We start from the raw sequence: 15,451 nt of genomic DNA on the forward strand, positions 1-15,451 counted from the left end.
AATTAAAAAATAAAGGTGATTTAGTTAATGCAATGTAAATACGTCTAAGCTTAACCCCTTTTGACTGGCTTGGAGATGTTGACGATTTAATAATTCCGCTCCTGCAAATCTAGAAGCAATACGGCGAATTTCTAACTCATTAATATCAGAGTGACTTTTAAAATCATGCAAAGTCAAAGCTCTTTCGGTATCAGCTTTTGTCCATCCTTCTTGATTCAGTAGCGCGATCGCTTCTTGTTTATTCACAGTTACATATTCGTAGTTGTATAGAATTACTACAAGTTTAAATGTTTCTAATAGGCGAGGAGACGATCGCGATCGCATTTAAATTGGAAAGCTTTTATCTGTTTATAAACTAGTAAACTGATTAATTGTTAGCAAAACAACTTGAGGTAGTAATGAAAGGCAAACAGGTTGGGGTAATTGGTGGGGGTCAATTAGCTTGGATGATGGCAGCAGAAGCCTCCAAACTTGGTATTGAGTTGATCGTACAAACTCCTAGCCAAGAAGATCCAGCAGTTTCCAGAGCAAATGATGTAGTTTATGGAAATATAGATGATGCCATAACCACGGCTAAATTAGCTCAAATGTGCGATATTGTGACTTTTGAAAATGAGTTTATCGATTTAGAAGCACTGCAACAACTTGCACAAACAGGAGTCTGCTTTCGCCCTAGTTTAGATTCTCTTACTCCTTTATTAGATAAATACGATCAGCGTAACTATCTACAAAAGATTAATGTTCCTACACCCAAATTTGGTCTTTATTCGTCTCCAGAAAATATTGTGGCTAATTATGGTTTTCCCGTGGTTTTGAAAGCTCGTCGTCATGGCTATGATGGTCAGGGAACTTTTATCATCAAAGATATAGAAGGGTTAAACAAACTTGCTGCCAAGATTCCTATCCAAGAATTATTAATCGAAGAATTTGTCCCTTTTGAAAGAGAATTAGGCATTATTGCCGCACGCAATGAATTAGGAGCGATCGCGGTTTATCCCGTTACTGAAACTTTTCAAAAAAATCAGGTGTGCCACTGGACAATTACCCCTGCTGATGTCACAGAAGAAGTTGAAACGAAAGTCAAAGCGATCGCCCGTACAATTATGGAAAAATTAAACGTAATTGGCGTATTTGGAATTGAATTCTTTTTAACTAAAGATAATCGAGTACTGGTTAACGAAATTGCTCCCCGTACCCATAATTCGGGGCATTATACCCTGGACGGCTGTCATACCTCTCAATTTGCCATGCAGCTACAGGCAGTTACGGGAATGTCTTTAGGTTCGACAGAATTAAAATCTGCTGGCGCATTGATAGTGAATCTATTAGGTTTTGAAGAATCTGATTCGGATTATCAAGAGAAGCGCGATCGCGAAGCTAGCCGAAGGCATCGCATTTTAGAGATCTCTAATTCTTTGGTTCATTGGTACGGTAAATCTTCTCGTCCTGGCAGAAAATTGGGTCACGTTACAGTAATTTTAAACAAAGAAGAATTAACTCAAGCTAAATCTATCATTGAGCAAATAGAGTCAATTTGGTACGGGAATAAATAATTGACGATCGCTTCATAAGCGTCGAAAAATCACAATTGAATGTCTAAAATCAATAATCGCCTCGTGTATATTGCGATCAAGAATTATTAATCAATAATGGGAAATGTAACGAAATGCAAAGTATAATAATCAAATTAGGTTGCCAAGTATAGCGACTTAAAAGTAAAAACCGTTATTTGAGATTAGTATATTAAATGCGAGTTGCGATCGCCGGAGCAGGATTAGCAGGATTAGCCTGTGCAAAATATTTAGTCGATGCGGGACACCAACCCATCGTCTTGGAACGTAGAGATGTTTTAGGTGGTTTGGTTGCTGCCTGGAAGGATGAGGACGGAGACTGGTACGAAACGGGTCTACATGTCTTTTTTGGGGCATATCCCAACATGATTCAGCTATTTAAAGAATTGGGCATTGAAGACAGATTGCAATGGAAAGAACACACTCTGATTTTTAATCAGCCAGAGAAACCAGGGACGTATTCTCGTTTCGATGTTCCCGACATTCCCGCGCCTTTTAATGTAATTGTTTCGATTATTCGCAACAATGATATGTTGACATGGACGCAAAAGTTCAAGTTTGCGATCGGCTTGTTACCAGCTATTGTGCGGGGACAGCAGTATGTTGAGAATATGGACAAGTACGATCTCCTTGCTTGGTTAGAACAGCAAGGAATTGACGAGCGAGTTAATAGTGATATTTTTATTGCAGCTTCCAAAGCTCTAACTTTTATTAATCCTGAAGATGTTTCTGCTACTATTCCTCTAACTGCCATTAATCGCTTTTTGAAAGAGCGTTATGGTTCTAAAGTTGCTTTTCTAGATGGTTCGCCTACGGAAAGATTGTGTCAACCAATAGTTGATTACATCACCGAAAGGGGTGGAGAAGTTAAGCTGAATGCTCCCCTAAAAAAAATTATGACCGATGAGAATGGCGAAATAAACGGTTTCTTACTCAGGGGTTTAGATGGTGCAGAAGATGAGGTATTAGAGGCAGATGCTTACGTCTCTGCTATGTCTGTGGATGCTCTTAAGCTAATGTTGCCTGAACCTTGGAAAGAAAAGCCTTTCTTTAAAGAAATGTCAAAACTTGAAGGGGTAGAAGTAATTAACCTCCATCTTTGGTTCGATCGCAAGATTACCGAAATCGATCATCTACTATTTTCTAGGTCGCCTTTACTTAGCGTCTATGCTGATATGAGCAACACCTGTAAAGAATACGCCGATCCAGATAAATCAATGTTGGAGTTAGTTCTTGCTCCTGCAAAAGACTGGATAGCCAAATCTGATGGCGATATCATCGAAGCCACCATGTTGGAATTAAAAAGACTTTTTCCACAACACTTTGAGGGCGATAACCAAGCAACTTTACTTAAATCAAAAGTAGTCAAAACCCCCAGATCAGTCTATCGTGCGGTGGCAGGTACGCAATCTGTTAAACCTACTCAAAAAACACCTGTTGAGAATTTCTATCTCGCGGGCAGTTATACTAAGCAAGAATACCTGGGAAGTATGGAAGGTGCAGTACTTTCTGGTAAACTAGCAGCCAAAGCGATCGCGACTGATTATCCCGTCACCAACAAAGTTGACAAAGAAATGACCGCCATTAGTGTTTAATATATATTGTCTGTTGTTTGTCGAAATATAGCCAGTTAGATAAGACCGTGCTAATTAAATTGACGACCCAGACTCGATATCACCTAATATCCTGCCCTATATAAAGACAGTACCCCCGTTTGCTTCTGAATGTTGCAATTACCAAAATCAAAAACGAAACAGAATCTAGTCTCGGTAGACGAGGCTTACGAACTCTGTCGTCAAATTACGGCAGAATACGCAAAAACCTTTTACTTTGGTACTTTATTAATGCCGAAGGAAAAGAGCAAGGCAATTTGGGCAATCTACGCTTGGTGTCGTCTCACAGATGAACTGGTAGATGGCGAAAAAGCTAAGTACACTACCAAAGAAACCCTCGCAGAATGGGAACAACAATTAGAATCGATTTTTGCTGGATATCCTCTAGATGATACTGACGTAGCATTAGTAGATACTATCCAAAACTATCCTATGGGAATTGAACCTTTTAGGGATATGATTGCAGGGCAACGGATGGATTTGGTAAAAAATCGCTATCAAACCTTTGAAGAACTAGAACTTTATTGTTACCGCGTAGCAGGTACGGTGGGTTTAATGTCTAATGCTGTATTGGGTATTGGTAAAGATCGCAATGGTGTTCCTTGGGAAAAAGACAAACCAATTTATGTCCCAACTCAAGAAGCGATTTCCCTGGGTTTGGCGATGCAGTTAACCAACATTCTGAGAGATGTGGGAGAAGATATGCAACGCGATCGCATCTATCTTCCTCTAGATGACCTGCACGCTTTTGATTATACTGAAGCAGACTTGCTCGCTGGCACAATTGACGATCGCTGGAAAGCAATCATGAAATTTCAAATTAAACGAGCTAGGGACTATTATAAACAGGCAGAAGACGGCATTCGCTATTTAATTCGAGATTCTCGTTTACCAGTTTGGGCTTCTTTAATGCTTTATCAAGGAATTCTTGATGAAATTGAGGTTAACAACTACGATGTCTTTAATAAAAGGGCTTTCGTTGCTAAACACAAAAAAACTTTATCTCTTCCTATTGCTTGGTTGAGAGCGCAAGTGTTGTAATATTGAATTTTTTCAATCTCTATTAATTAATTATTTTAGATGTAACTTTTGCTGGATAGGCGATTCAAGTTAAGCTGAAATAATAGAAAAATTAATAGAAAAAAGTATTACTTATGAGATTAAAATTTGTAGCAGTATTACTTCTATCCAGTATTTTATGGTTAGGCAGTTGTATTGTGACTCCTCAAGCAGAAGCAATGACTTCAATCAAGCTCACCAACCTTTCCTATGAACCTTGTGCTGGAGATGATGCTAAAGGGAGCGTTGGTAGTGGAGATTTAAGGGCAGCTAATTGCTATACTATCAAGGGAAAGGCGAAAAATATATCGGGCAAAACCGTTGTCGATGCTGATGTGTTCGGGCGTATTTACGATGCTAACGATAACGATACCTTTGAAAATAGAGGACGTATCGGCACGATTGAAGAAATTCCCCCTGGAACGAGCGATTTTTCGATTCAAATAAGCGTTCCTGCAAATCAACCAACACCTCTAAAACTCAAAAATTTCAAAGCATCTGGATTCGCAGGAAAAGTTCGTCCTTATTATTATGACGATTTTGAATACGACAATTAAGTTTAAGTTTAAAACCCCATGGCGTAAGAACTGTTGCTAAGAACATAAGCCAGTTGACTTACGCTGCTTTGAATAAATTGCAATAAAAACAGTGCCAAAATAGCCGAAATATCTATCCCGCCTAATGGTGGGATAATCGAACGAAAAATATTTAGGTAAGGATCTGTAATTGGGCTTAAATAAGAGATAACTGTTCCCGCCCATTCTGCTGTCTGAAACCAAGACAGCAAAATTCTCACAATCAACAATACCCAATAAATTTGTAAAAAGCTTTCTAAGCTCTTAGCAATTAAAGCCATAAATTTAATAAACTCCGAAGTTAATCAATAATCAAAAAGTGTATACTTATCATATCTTTACTCATTTTAGACTGAGATTCCCCCTATTTTTTATTTGAGATCGAATTTACCAAATAAGATTTGCGAAAAAACCGCTTCAAATCATCAACACAGGAAGAGGGAGTAAATTGTTATTTACCTATTAAGCTTTAATATTGACCGATATTCTCTTCAAACTGGGGTTCTATATATTGAATAGGTAGATCGGAAGATTCTTTAAATTCAATCAGTTTGAGAACATTTTGCCAATCTTGCTGGAAAATATCGTCTTCAGGGTTATCTCGCATTAACCCCGTCATGATTTGCAGTGCGTCGTACCAAACTCCTGCCTCAGCTAAAATCGAAGGATATTCTTCAATCGTTGCATTTTCTAGTTTACTGCTGAGTTCTGGATTTTCTGTAGATAGTCTCTTGATTCTACCTTGAATCGAAATATGATTGCCAGCAGGACATTCTACTAAAACTTCCCATTCATATTCTTGTCCTTCTTCTAAAGGATCGGCATCGGGGGGTAGGGTAAAACTGACAATTTCCGAGCGTCTTTTTTGCAACTGAGTTAATTGGGCTTCATACAGAGGATCTTCTCCAAGTTTCTCCTCAATTACACCATTATCTTCCTTGCGCTCGACAATACCCAAAGTAAAATATACATCTGTAGATTCAATTGATTCGGCTTCTAGTGCTGGTGAGTACCAGAAAAACTGAGGGTAATCATATAGAGTCCAACCAAAATTATTATCTGGTAATAAAGTTCTCATGGAATCTTGTTTATTCTGAGTGCAAGAAATTCCTCCCCGATCTGCACCGATACGATCTTTGAAGGTTCTTCTTTCACTGGGTAAATTAAATGTAGTCAAACGCCTCGAATTTTGACGTGGTTGGGTTGCCACTGGCTGAGGCTTGGGCTTAACTGTCACTGGGTTGGGTTGTGGTCGAGGTTGAACTGCGACTGGCTGAGGTGTAGGTCTTGCTGGAGGCTGGGGTTTGTATTGATATCGTGGTTTGACTACGACTGGCGGCTTGGGCTTAGCTCGATCTTGGGGTCTAGCTGTTGATGTTGATGTTGATCGCCCTACCCCTCGAACATAGAGAGTTTCTCCTACATAGATCAAATTAGGGCGCGATCGCAGCTTGGGATTGAGATTAACCAGCATTCCCATATTTATTCGATACCTACGGCTAATTCCCCACAAAGTATCCCCCAATCTAACTCGATGGGTATTAGATTGAGCGAGATGCTCCGATTTTGGGGATTTCAGGGTAGGTTTTTGCATAGTAGTAGCTACCGCAGGACTAGAAACCCCATTCATTAGCAAGCTAGTAGCAAAAACTATAGTGCTTAGTAGTAAACTTTTTTTTAACATGATAATATTTCGGTCTTTGAAATTTGCCATTCTTTTAACTATCTTTCCCAAAACCAAGATATAAACCTTATTAACTTCAAAAAAAACACAGTCAATTCCCATGAGGCACAAAATGTCTTAAGGTAATTAATGCCTGTCCTTTGAAATAAGAGCAACATATGAGTCGTTTAGCCCTTTTGAGCGTTTCCGATAAAACTGGTATCGTTGAGTTAGCCCAAGCTTTGGTAGAAAAATTTCAGTTTGAGATTATTAGTAGTGGTGGCACAGCCAAAACTCTGGAAGATGCTGGTATCTCTGTAACTAAAGTGAGTGACTATACGGGATCTCCTGAAATATTAGGAGGACGAGTCAAAACTCTGCATCCCCGCATTCATGGCGGAATTTTAGCTCGTCAAGATTTATCAGAAGATATTGCCGACTTGGAAGCTAATGATATTCGTCCTTTAAATTTGGTGGTGGTCAATCTTTATCCCTTCGAGCAAACCATCGCTCAGCCTAATGTTACCGTAGCAGAAGCGATCGAAAAAATCGATATTGGCGGCCCAACGATGATCCGCGCAGCAGCCAAGAATTTTAAATATTTAACTGTTTTATGCAGTCCCAGTCAATACGATGGTTATTTGGCAGAATACGAACAGTCTCAGGGAGAAGTTTCCTTAGAGTTTCGCCAACAAATGGCAGGATCGGCTTTTGCTCAGACTAATAATTACGATCGCGCTATTGCTGCTTATTTTGCCCAGCTCAATTCCTCAGAGGATTTAGGAGACAATTATAGTATTGGGGGGAGTAAAGTTCAGTCTTTGCGTTATGGCGAAAATCCCCATCAACCCGCAGCTTGGTATCAAACTGGAACGATAGCATCGGGATGGGCTTCTGCTACTAAATTACAGGGTAAAGAATTAAGCTACAACAATTTAGTCGATTTAGAGGCAGCTAGGCGAATTATTACTGAATTCGACCCTCAAGAACCCGCAGCAGCAGTCTTAAAACACACAAATCCCTGTGGCGCAGCGGTTGGCAATACTTTGGCAGATGCTTATGAGAAAGCTTTTAATGCCGATAATATCTCGGCTTTTGGCGGTATCGTAGCATTAAACCAGCCTATCGATGCTCAAACAGCCCAAGCTTTGACTAAGACTTTTTTGGAATGTGTAGTTGCTCCTGGTTGCGATGATGCAGCACGAGAAATATTGCAAAGTAAGTCTAAATTAAGAATTCTGATTTTGCCAGACTTGGCAACGGGACAACCAGAAACAATTAAAGCGATCGCAGGAGGATTTTTGATTCAACAAAGCGACGATAAAATTGAAAATCCCGATGATTGGCAAATTGTGACAGAGAAAAAACCCACCTCCGAACAAGTCGCTGAAATGCTGTTTGCCCAAAAGCTAGTCAAGCACGTCAAATCTAATGCTATTTTGGTTAGTCGAGATCGCACTACTTTAGGTATTGGTGCTGGTCAAATGAATCGTGTTGCCTCAGTCAAAATCGCTCTAGAACAAGCTGGAGCGAAAGCTTCGGGGGGAATCTTGGCTAGCGATGGTTTCTTCCCCTTTGATGATTCCGTACGAACTGCTGCTGCTGCTGGAATTAGCTGTATTATTCAACCAGGAGGTTCGATTCGCGACAAAGATTCGATTGCTGCTGCTAATAAATTAGGCTTGGTGATGGTATTAAGCGGTACTCGTCACTTTTTGCATTAATCCCGATCGCTATAGTATTTCTATTTAGTTGCCAGCATATGCTGTACTATATGATAGTAAGAATACTAAAGCTATATATCAAAGAACCCAAATCTTGTATTTGAAATAAATATAGATTAGGTTGTTTGCTGCGGGGTTATAATAAAAAGCTCAACGGCAATAAGCCGACAAACAGTAAACATAATATTAATAACCGTACCAATCAAGAAAGGAGGATGATTTTTAATGACCCAAGTGGTTGTTGGACAGAACGAAAACATAGAATCTGCACTACGTCGATTTAAGCGTCAAGTATCAAAAGCAGGTATCTTTGCTGATATCAAACGTCGTCGTCACTACGAGACACCAATTGAAAAGCGCAAACGCAAAGCAATTGCTCGTCGCAAAAAACGTTACCGTTAAAACTAGCTATTGGCTATTATTTTTTAGCTATTAGTCTTTAGCTTTGATTATCAAATGATATCAATAGTTATCCATACTATACGAAAAGCGATCGCAATGGAGTGAAAAGTCATGTTTGCGATCGCTTTTCATATTGAATCTTTTACCCTAAGCTTAAATTAGGTTATAAATCTAAAATCTATTACTTAATTTTGTGAAGTATTTATTTTGTTCGGAGTATCTAAACCAGTGCATAAATAAAGCTATCAATAATTAAATCGTGGATTTAATACCAGTCATCGACAATCAAGAGTATGTCTTGTTTGACAGTGATTTTACTGTCGTTCAATTTTCACATAATATTCAAAAATACGCCGAGCAAACCATAGCCGCCAATGAAGATGTTAGGTTAGGATTTCCCGAACTAGTTGGCTTCGAATCTATTTGCCAAGAAATACTTTCAGGAAAAGAAGAAAGCTTTGTTCTCGAAAGTATTTGTCGCGATCGCGAATCAACCGAAGTATATTTTAATTTTTATATTAAATCTATTGAAGAGAATTTAGTCGTTCTCTTAGAAGATGTTACTGAATTAGTATCTCTTCGACAATCATCGATGCAAAGACTGAATGAAGCAGAAATTGCCCTCAATAAACTCCAAAGATTTGAGTATTGTACTAATAAAATTATAGCGTCGATGAAAGACGTTTTATTAATCACTACTCCCAAGGGAATTATCGAACGAGGGAATAAATCAGCTACAGATATATTCGGATATAATAAATCAGAATTACTCGATCTCTCTATCGATAATCTGATTCAAGACTCTAACTTCGATCGCCAACAAATATATGATTCTTTGCTATCTTCTAAGGATTCAGTCAGGAAAATTGAGGTCAATTTTAAAAATAAAGCAGGACAAAAGATACAGATAGAATTCCAGTGCTTTTTAGCACCAACAGAAATCAAGAATTTTTATAACTGTGTTTATATAGGTAGAGATATTACAGCTAGAAAAAAAGCCGAACAAGAGATTCGTAAATCTTTAGCCAGAGAAAAAGAATTGAGACAATTAAAATCAGGATTCATTTCTATGGCTTCTCATGAATTTCGCAATCCTTTAAGTAGTATTTTACTCTGCGTACAAAATCTTGAAGGACAAAATGAATTAAGCGATTCCCAACGCCAGTTTTATCTGCAATCAATTCAAGATGCAGCTTTAAATATGAACTCTTTATTAGAAGATGTTTTGATTATTAGTAAGGCAGAATCTGGCAAACAAAAACTAAAATTAGCTACTCTAGATCTAGAAAAGTTTTGTCTGGAAATAATTCAAGGTTTAACTTCAATCTATGCTGGTAAAAAGGTTGATTTTGAGTATTTAGTACCCATCAACCCCATTAATTTAGATCGAACGACTTTAAGATATATTTTGAATAATTTATTATCCAATGCTTTGAAATATTCACCAGATGGAGCGGGTGTAAACTTGAAAGTATCTTATCAAGATTCTATCCATCCACCAGAAATTAGCATCGAAGTACGCGATCGCGGTATTGGTATTCCAGCAGAATCACAAAAACATTTGTTTGAATCTTTTTATCGGGCTGGTAATGTTGGTAGCACTCCTGGTACTGGTTTGGGGCTATCTATTGTTAATAAAGCTGTAGAACTATATGAAGGTTCAATTTCTATTGATAGTAAATTAAACCAGGGAACTACAATTACTGTCAAAATTCCTATAAACCAAAAACCCTATTGAGTCGAAACTTATCCCGCTGTTGGTTGTCGATAGGTATGTAAGATCTCCAAAAATTTAGCAAAATCAAAACTTCTGGGGTCAAATCTGTTACCTGAAAGATCTACATTTTTATGAGTAGTAATGCGCTCGTCGGGAATACTGCTTAAAGCTAATAGCCAAGCAAGAGATTTGTATTGACTGTCTGTATAACCACTATGATAGCTATTGCCAGATTTATTTCGTCCGTCTGGAGGGGTTTCTAAAGATATATGATAGGCAAAATTATTAACTGATGCTGGCAGGTTGGGATTGGTTTGGACTGTTTCTATACCCCAAGAGCTTTTAAATACTGAATTTCCCGCACCAAAAGCCCTTTTATCCGAAGGAACGAGATAAACAATCATCCCATCTAAAGTAATTAAAGCATGATAGCTAGATTGATGCTGATCGCTACTTTGAGGAGTTCTAAAAGTATTGATCGCACTGGTGGCAGATCCTACAGTTTCGTGTAACACGGCAATGGGTTGATTGTTTAAAGTTTTGCCATGTATATCCGTACTATAGCGATCGCCATAGTTACTAGGATCGATTTTGGCAACTGCATATCTAGGTTTATATTGCTCAAAGGCTTTGGTAGTTTTATAGGCTGTGGAGGCGACTAACGATGTTTTAGTTTGTTCCATAGGATTGGAATCAACGCCGTCAGATATAGCAAAACCTCGCTCGGTTTCGGTAAAAGCCACCAATGAATTAGATGTTGCCATCGTATCTTTGTGTAGGTACGGATGAGATACAGATAACAAAAACGAAAGAAAAATCGTACCAAAAGTAGCAATTATCGGTTGGCGAAAACGAAAAATATTAGCTTTCATGTATTGTGGGAATTAAAGATATTTTTATTATTCCCCGATAGTTTTTCGCTCCCTCAGCAAAATCTCGGTTATCATAATTCATGTCTATAAAAAAAGCGATCGCCTTATTGTTTGGACAATCGCTGGCAAATTTTGCCAAATATTTTGCTGCCAATTAAATTATGACAATTCGTTACCGCATTCAGGACAGAATTTATTAGCAGTGGGGTTAGTCGTACCGCACTCGCCACAATTAACAAATTCAGTTGCAGGACGATCTTTTTGAGGTAAGCCCAGCATTTGGGAATTACTTTTACCAGGGGCGATCATGGGGTAACAGTTTTCATTTTTAGTTACCTTCACTTCCATTAATACAGGACCATCGTGGGCGAGCATTTCGGCGATCGCAGAAGCTAATTCAGAGCGATCGCTAATACTAATTCCCTTGATACCATAGGCTTGTGCCAAAATTTTAAAATCTGGCGCGCCGACTTCCATATTAGAAGAAGAATATCGCTCGCCAAAGAAGCTTTGTTGCCATTGGCGTACCATTCCCTGCCAGCCGTTGTTGATAATTACAGTTTTAACGTTAATCCCAAACTGTGCCAGAGTACCCAATTCCTGGGGATTCATCTGAAAACTAGCATCACCACTGATACAAATAGTTTCCTCTTCTCGCACGGCTACTTTAACTCCCATAGCAGCAGCCAAACCATAACCCATCGTGCCTAAACCCGCGCTAGAAATCCAGCGACGAGGGCCATTTTTCAAAAACTGTGCTGCCCACATCTGGTGTTGACCCACATCAGTAGTATAAAAAGCCTGGGGTGCTTGATTGTTCAGTTCGACAATAACTTCTTGAGGAGAAACACCTTGTTCTGGATGAGGTGCAACCAGAGGATATTCTTGTCGCCAAACACTTATCTGATCCAGCCAGGGTTTAGTAATTTTAGAATCAGAGCCAATATCGGCTTCTTTTGCTCTTTCGAGCATCTGCTCTAAAACCTTGCGGACATCCCCTACAATGGGAACTTCAGGAGCGCGATTTTTACCTACTTCAGCAGGATCGATATCGATATGAATTACCTTGGCACGACTGGCAAATTCATCTAGTTTTCCCGTAACGCGATCGTCAAATCTAGCACCGATCGCAATTAATAAGTCACATTCACTTACGGCAAAGTTAGCATAAGCTGTACCGTGCATCCCCAACATTCCTACTGCCAGGGGATGGTGTTCGTCAAAAGCACCTAAACCCATCAAAGTAGTGGTCACGGGAATTTGAAATCTTTCCGCTAGCTCTTTTATTTGATTGTGAGCATCAGAAGCTATCGCTCCACCCCCTACATACATTAAGGGTTTTTCTGCCTGTTTGATTAATTTTAGAGCCGCACTAATTTGGCGAGGATTTCCTTTAACAGTGGGCTTGTAACCTCTTAAGTTTACTTCTCCTGGCTGTACGGGAATATAGTCGCACTCTTCATAACCCACATCCTTGGGTATATCAATCAAAACAGGGCCAGGACGACCAGTGCTGGCAATATGAAACGCCTCGGCGACAATTCTCGCCATATCCTTGGCATGGCGTACCACATAAGAGTTTTTGACAATGGGTGTAGTGATCCCAAAAATATCAGTTTCTTGGAAAGCATCAGTGCCGATGGCAGCACGAGCTACTTGTCCTGTAATTGCCACCATCGGAATTGAGTCTAAATGAGCCGTGGCAATGCCCGTAACCAGATTAGTAGCTCCTGGTCCAGACGTAGCAAAACACACTCCTACCTTGCCTGTAGCGCGAGCATAACCATCTGCTGCGTGGGATGCAGCTTGTTCGTGACGCACTAGGATATGTTGGACTTCTCCTCTTGCTTCAGAACGATATAACTCATCATAGATAGGCAGTATCGCCCCACCAGGATAGCCAAAAATATGCTTGACACCATGACGACGCAGGCTATCCATTAAGGCAAATGCACCAGTCTTGCGTTGATGTGTTTCAGTTGATTGCGAGTCTTTCGGAATACTTGTAGATACCACGCTTGCTATCCGTATAACTTACTTATATATATTGTAAATTTTGCTGTCCAATATGCAACAAAAACTAAGACAATTTTTACTGTTAAGCTTTTAAATATAAAAGATTTTGTTCTATGTGTCGACATATGTGAATCGAAATGACACAAATTGTGATGAAATTAGCAGGAGTTTTATTCAATAAATATGAGACTGTTGGGAAAGGGATTATCAATAAGAGCGATCGCTTTTCTTTGTTGCGTGTAATATTTTGCCAGAGTGAAAAGGAATAACAACCCTGATTTCATCTTATTGTAGTGTTTGAATTGAGGAAGTGCGATCGCATGAAATTGTTAACCAGGTCAAACTTTAAAACAAATAACATAGTTTTCTTCCCCATAACCAATTATTTTCTTGTCGTGAGTTGATAAGATAAAATCATTAACCCTGGCTGTAGCTACAATAATTCTATCTGCTGGATCTCCATAAAAATCTCCTGGTAAAAAGCTACTTTCAATAGCTATTGCTGGAGATATGACAGATAGATTAACCCCAGGCTGGCTTAAACTATCTTGTACCCATTGATGTATCGGTTGGGATAAACTTACTCTGTTTTTTGCCACCAGCATTGATAATTCCCAGACAGAAATAGCAGAAATGAATACCTTGCCTTTACTCCCAGCTTGGTTAATTGAATCAATTGCTTTTTGGGATAATTCAGTCGATCCATTAAATAGCCAAATCCAAACGTGGGTATCCAATAAAATACCTTTTTTTGAATTAGACATCTACTTCCCAGTCTTCCCCAATACCTTCAACAATATCCTCTTTAATTTCCACCGTGTCTTTCAAGCAACCAAACAGAGAATAAGCCTCATCTTCAATGGGAGTTAATTTAGCCATTGGTTTACCATGTTTAGTGATGGTTATAGGCTTTTTGCTTTGATTCACTTTATCTATCAACTTTAGACAGTGAGTTTTAAATTCTCCTGCACCGATCTTTTCGTTTTCTTGTTTCATTTATGATTATGGTCTCATGACTATAGTCATAATCATTTTATCATTTATGATGAATGCGATCGCAAAACAGAAACGAAAAAGCGATCGCCTTAGCAAAAATCAATTTACCCTATCCTTCTCAAGCAGAAATTATTGCTTTAGCCGAATTGCTTTAGCCGAATTGCTTTAGCCGAAACTAGTAATGTTTTCGATTTTCTTCATGATGAACCAGATATCTATATCAAACTTTAATTACAGCATTTGATTTAGATTAAAGCGATCGCAATATACAAATTTCTTAATTTTGTCTCTCGCAGAGACGCAAAGGCGCAAAGATGTAAAGGATCGCGATCGCATTCCTAAAAATGTGACCTCGAACTAGATTCAGTTAACCAGCTTGTCATATTGTGCGTGAGTACCAATCCAAAACCAAGAAATTCCGTTGTTAACTTCAACCCCTAAAGCTCGATAATCCAAACCTACTCTAACTGACCAATATTTATTCCCAATCTTTTTGAAGTGCAATGATGGGTGAGATGGATCTGTTTTCAGTAATTCATAAGCTTGGTCAGCAGTACGTTTTACTTGAAGAGTTAGCTTATCGTAACACTTCCAAAATTTCCTCGTTGTATAGTGCATTAAATTTCTTGACAATTACCAGCTTCAAATTCTGCGATCGCTTCTTCTCCTAAAGCTTCTAACTTTCCTGCTGCAACATCTTGTTCTAATTGTTTATCCCAACGTTGATAATCTAAATCCAAAAACCATTTTTTTAGTTTCTCAAACTCATCTGATGGAAGTGTGAGAATTGCTGCTTCAATTTGTTCGAGAGTTGACATGGTTTTTTATTTTCTTATTCGTTCGGGTAAATTATATCTTTCTTCTATATGGTAAATTGATTTTTGCTAAGGCGATCGCTTTTTATTTTCGGTGTCGCGATCGCATTATTGTCAATAACACATTTAAAAGATCAACCGTAGGGTGGGTGTTTTTATAAATTATGTACTTGCAATTGTTTAAATAATGCCCACAAAATCCTAATTTTCTCTCTCGCAAAGATGCAAATACGTAAAGGATCGCGATCGCTTTTTCTACAACATAAAGATCGCACTATTCAAACAGTCTCATCAATAGACTGAAAATATGTTTATTTGTTATAAGTCATGTCTTTAAGTCTGAAACTTGAATTGAAATCTGATAACCAAGTAATAAGAACTCTTGCAAAAGTTTTTTATGGTATAGTAAAAAATTATTTTTATTTCAA

General features: G+C 38.6%; 17 protein-coding genes. 8 read left to right on the plus strand and 9 right to left on the minus strand.

The window, feature by feature from the left end; all coding sequences use genetic code 11:
* Nucleotides 1–24: 24 nt before the first annotated feature.
* Nucleotides 25–246 carry a hypothetical protein gene (locus tag I4641_RS21240; protein ID WP_229642593.1) on the minus strand — a complete coding sequence of 74 codons (222 nt, stop codon included), beginning with the start codon at nucleotides 244–246 and terminating at the stop codon, nucleotides 25–27.
* A 152-nt stretch (nucleotides 247–398) separates the two neighbouring features.
* Between I4641_RS21240 and I4641_RS21245 the strand changes: the two genes are divergently transcribed.
* The 4 genes from I4641_RS21245 to I4641_RS21260 all read left to right on the plus strand — a co-directional run bounded on the left by I4641_RS21245 (nucleotide 399) and on the right by I4641_RS21260 (nucleotide 4,800).
* A complete protein-coding gene (locus I4641_RS21245; RefSeq protein WP_229642594.1) occupies nucleotides 399–1,553 on the plus strand; it encodes a 5-(carboxyamino)imidazole ribonucleotide synthase in 1,155 nt (384 codons plus the stop codon).
* A gap of 194 nt (nucleotides 1,554–1,747) precedes the next feature.
* On the plus strand, nucleotides 1,748–3,166 hold the full coding sequence (gene pds / locus I4641_RS21250; RefSeq protein ID WP_229642595.1) for a 15-cis-phytoene desaturase: 1,419 nt from the start codon (nucleotides 1,748–1,750) through the stop codon (nucleotides 3,164–3,166).
* Between the two features lie 129 nt (nucleotides 3,167–3,295).
* Nucleotides 3,296–4,225: a 15-cis-phytoene synthase CrtB gene (gene crtB, locus I4641_RS21255; RefSeq protein ID WP_229642596.1), complete on the plus strand. Its 930-nt coding sequence runs from the start codon at nucleotides 3,296–3,298 to the stop codon at nucleotides 4,223–4,225.
* A 113-nt stretch (nucleotides 4,226–4,338) separates the two neighbouring features.
* Nucleotides 4,339–4,800 (plus strand): hypothetical protein, encoded by a 462-nt coding sequence (locus tag I4641_RS21260; protein WP_229642597.1) that lies wholly within the window; start codon nucleotides 4,339–4,341, stop codon nucleotides 4,798–4,800.
* Between the two features lie 8 nt (nucleotides 4,801–4,808).
* Here the strand turns inward: I4641_RS21260 and I4641_RS21265 are convergent, their stop codons facing one another.
* Together I4641_RS21265 and I4641_RS21270 are read right to left on the minus strand one after the other, a co-directional pair.
* Nucleotides 4,809–5,099 carry a YggT family protein gene (locus I4641_RS21265; RefSeq protein ID WP_229642598.1) on the minus strand — a complete coding sequence of 97 codons (291 nt, stop codon included), beginning with the start codon at nucleotides 5,097–5,099 and terminating at the stop codon, nucleotides 4,809–4,811.
* A 188-nt stretch (nucleotides 5,100–5,287) separates the two neighbouring features.
* A complete protein-coding gene (locus I4641_RS21270; RefSeq protein WP_229642599.1) occupies nucleotides 5,288–6,502 on the minus strand; it encodes a DUF928 domain-containing protein in 1,215 nt (404 codons plus the stop codon).
* 158 nt (nucleotides 6,503–6,660) lie between these two features.
* On the opposite strand from I4641_RS21270, the gene purH reads away from it, so the two are divergent.
* The 3 genes from purH (at nucleotide 6,661) to I4641_RS21285 (ending at nucleotide 10,345) form a co-directional block, all read left to right on the plus strand.
* Nucleotides 6,661–8,205: a bifunctional phosphoribosylaminoimidazolecarboxamide formyltransferase/IMP cyclohydrolase gene (gene purH, locus I4641_RS21275; RefSeq protein WP_229642600.1), complete on the plus strand. Its 1,545-nt coding sequence runs from the start codon at nucleotides 6,661–6,663 to the stop codon at nucleotides 8,203–8,205.
* A 225-nt stretch (nucleotides 8,206–8,430) separates the two neighbouring features.
* A complete protein-coding gene (gene rpsU / locus I4641_RS21280; RefSeq protein ID WP_006507325.1) occupies nucleotides 8,431–8,607 on the plus strand; it encodes a 30S ribosomal protein S21 in 177 nt (58 codons plus the stop codon).
* A gap of 259 nt (nucleotides 8,608–8,866) precedes the next feature.
* Nucleotides 8,867–10,345, plus strand: coding sequence for a sensor histidine kinase (locus I4641_RS21285; protein WP_229642601.1), 1,479 nt, complete (start codon nucleotides 8,867–8,869; stop codon nucleotides 10,343–10,345).
* A gap of 8 nt (nucleotides 10,346–10,353) precedes the next feature.
* Here the strand turns inward: I4641_RS21285 and I4641_RS21290 are convergent, their stop codons facing one another.
* Complete coding sequence (locus tag I4641_RS21290; RefSeq protein ID WP_229642602.1) at nucleotides 10,354–11,196, minus strand: N-acetylmuramoyl-L-alanine amidase; 843 nt, start codon at nucleotides 11,194–11,196, stop codon at nucleotides 10,354–10,356.
* A 159-nt stretch (nucleotides 11,197–11,355) separates the two neighbouring features.
* Nucleotides 11,356–13,212 carry a biosynthetic-type acetolactate synthase large subunit gene (gene ilvB, locus I4641_RS21295; RefSeq protein WP_229642603.1) on the minus strand — a complete coding sequence of 619 codons (1,857 nt, stop codon included), beginning with the start codon at nucleotides 13,210–13,212 and terminating at the stop codon, nucleotides 11,356–11,358.
* Nucleotides 13,213–13,349: 137 nt separating this feature from the next.
* On the opposite strand from ilvB, the gene I4641_RS23965 reads away from it, so the two are divergent.
* On the plus strand, nucleotides 13,350–13,481 hold the full coding sequence (locus tag I4641_RS23965) for a hypothetical protein (RefSeq protein ID WP_263858307.1): 132 nt from the start codon (nucleotides 13,350–13,352) through the stop codon (nucleotides 13,479–13,481).
* Between the two features lie 69 nt (nucleotides 13,482–13,550).
* Here I4641_RS23965 and I4641_RS21300 read toward each other — a convergent pair whose 3' ends face one another.
* The 4 genes from I4641_RS21300 to I4641_RS21315 all read right to left on the minus strand — a co-directional run bounded on the left by I4641_RS21300 (nucleotide 13,551) and on the right by I4641_RS21315 (nucleotide 15,026).
* Nucleotides 13,551–13,976, minus strand: a complete 426-nt coding sequence (locus tag I4641_RS21300; RefSeq protein WP_229642604.1) for a type II toxin-antitoxin system VapC family toxin — start codon at nucleotides 13,974–13,976, stop codon at nucleotides 13,551–13,553.
* Nucleotides 13,969–14,208 (minus strand): type II toxin-antitoxin system Phd/YefM family antitoxin, encoded by a 240-nt coding sequence (locus I4641_RS21305; RefSeq protein ID WP_229642605.1) that lies wholly within the window; start codon nucleotides 14,206–14,208, stop codon nucleotides 13,969–13,971. The genes I4641_RS21300 and I4641_RS21305 overlap by 8 nt, the downstream gene beginning before the upstream one ends.
* Before the next feature lie 363 nt (nucleotides 14,209–14,571).
* On the minus strand, nucleotides 14,572–14,826 hold the full coding sequence (locus tag I4641_RS21310) for a ParE family toxin-like protein (protein WP_229642606.1): 255 nt from the start codon (nucleotides 14,824–14,826) through the stop codon (nucleotides 14,572–14,574).
* On the minus strand, nucleotides 14,826–15,026 hold the full coding sequence (locus tag I4641_RS21315; RefSeq protein WP_229642607.1) for a hypothetical protein: 201 nt from the start codon (nucleotides 15,024–15,026) through the stop codon (nucleotides 14,826–14,828). The genes I4641_RS21310 and I4641_RS21315 overlap by 1 nt, the downstream gene beginning before the upstream one ends.
* Between the last annotated feature and the right edge of the window lie 425 nt (nucleotides 15,027–15,451).

This window comes from Waterburya agarophytonicola KI4, assembly GCF_020640915.1.
Lineage (GTDB): Bacteria > Cyanobacteriota > Cyanobacteriia > Cyanobacteriales > Xenococcaceae > Waterburya > Waterburya agarophytonicola.

Excerpts from the sequence above, each read along its gene's own strand:
- I4641_RS21315 (WP_229642607.1), bottom strand. The coding sequence starts at position 15,026 with ATGTCAACTCTCGAACAAATTGAAGCAGCAATTCTCACACTTCCATCA.
- I4641_RS21260 (WP_229642597.1), top strand. The coding sequence starts at position 4,339 with ATGAGATTAAAATTTGTAGCAGTATTACTTCTATCCAGTATTTTATGG.
- I4641_RS21265 (WP_229642598.1), bottom strand. The coding sequence starts at position 5,099 with ATGGCTTTAATTGCTAAGAGCTTAGAAAGCTTTTTACAAATTTATTGG.
- pds (WP_229642595.1), top strand. The coding sequence starts at position 1,748 with ATGCGAGTTGCGATCGCCGGAGCAGGATTAGCAGGATTAGCCTGTGCA.
- I4641_RS21300 (WP_229642604.1), bottom strand. The coding sequence starts at position 13,976 with ATGTCTAATTCAAAAAAAGGTATTTTATTGGATACCCACGTTTGGATT.
- purH (WP_229642600.1), top strand. The coding sequence starts at position 6,661 with ATGAGTCGTTTAGCCCTTTTGAGCGTTTCCGATAAAACTGGTATCGTT.
- I4641_RS23965 (WP_263858307.1), top strand. The coding sequence starts at position 13,350 with ATGACACAAATTGTGATGAAATTAGCAGGAGTTTTATTCAATAAATAT.
- I4641_RS21305 (WP_229642605.1), bottom strand. The coding sequence starts at position 14,208 with ATGAAACAAGAAAACGAAAAGATCGGTGCAGGAGAATTTAAAACTCAC.
- I4641_RS21270 (WP_229642599.1), bottom strand. The coding sequence starts at position 6,502 with ATGTTAAAAAAAAGTTTACTACTAAGCACTATAGTTTTTGCTACTAGC.
- I4641_RS21290 (WP_229642602.1), bottom strand. The coding sequence starts at position 11,196 with ATGAAAGCTAATATTTTTCGTTTTCGCCAACCGATAATTGCTACTTTT.
- I4641_RS21310 (WP_229642606.1), bottom strand. The coding sequence starts at position 14,826 with ATGCACTATACAACGAGGAAATTTTGGAAGTGTTACGATAAGCTAACT.
- crtB (WP_229642596.1), top strand. The coding sequence starts at position 3,296 with ATGTTGCAATTACCAAAATCAAAAACGAAACAGAATCTAGTCTCGGTA.
- rpsU (WP_006507325.1), top strand. The coding sequence starts at position 8,431 with ATGACCCAAGTGGTTGTTGGACAGAACGAAAACATAGAATCTGCACTA.
- I4641_RS21245 (WP_229642594.1), top strand. The coding sequence starts at position 399 with ATGAAAGGCAAACAGGTTGGGGTAATTGGTGGGGGTCAATTAGCTTGG.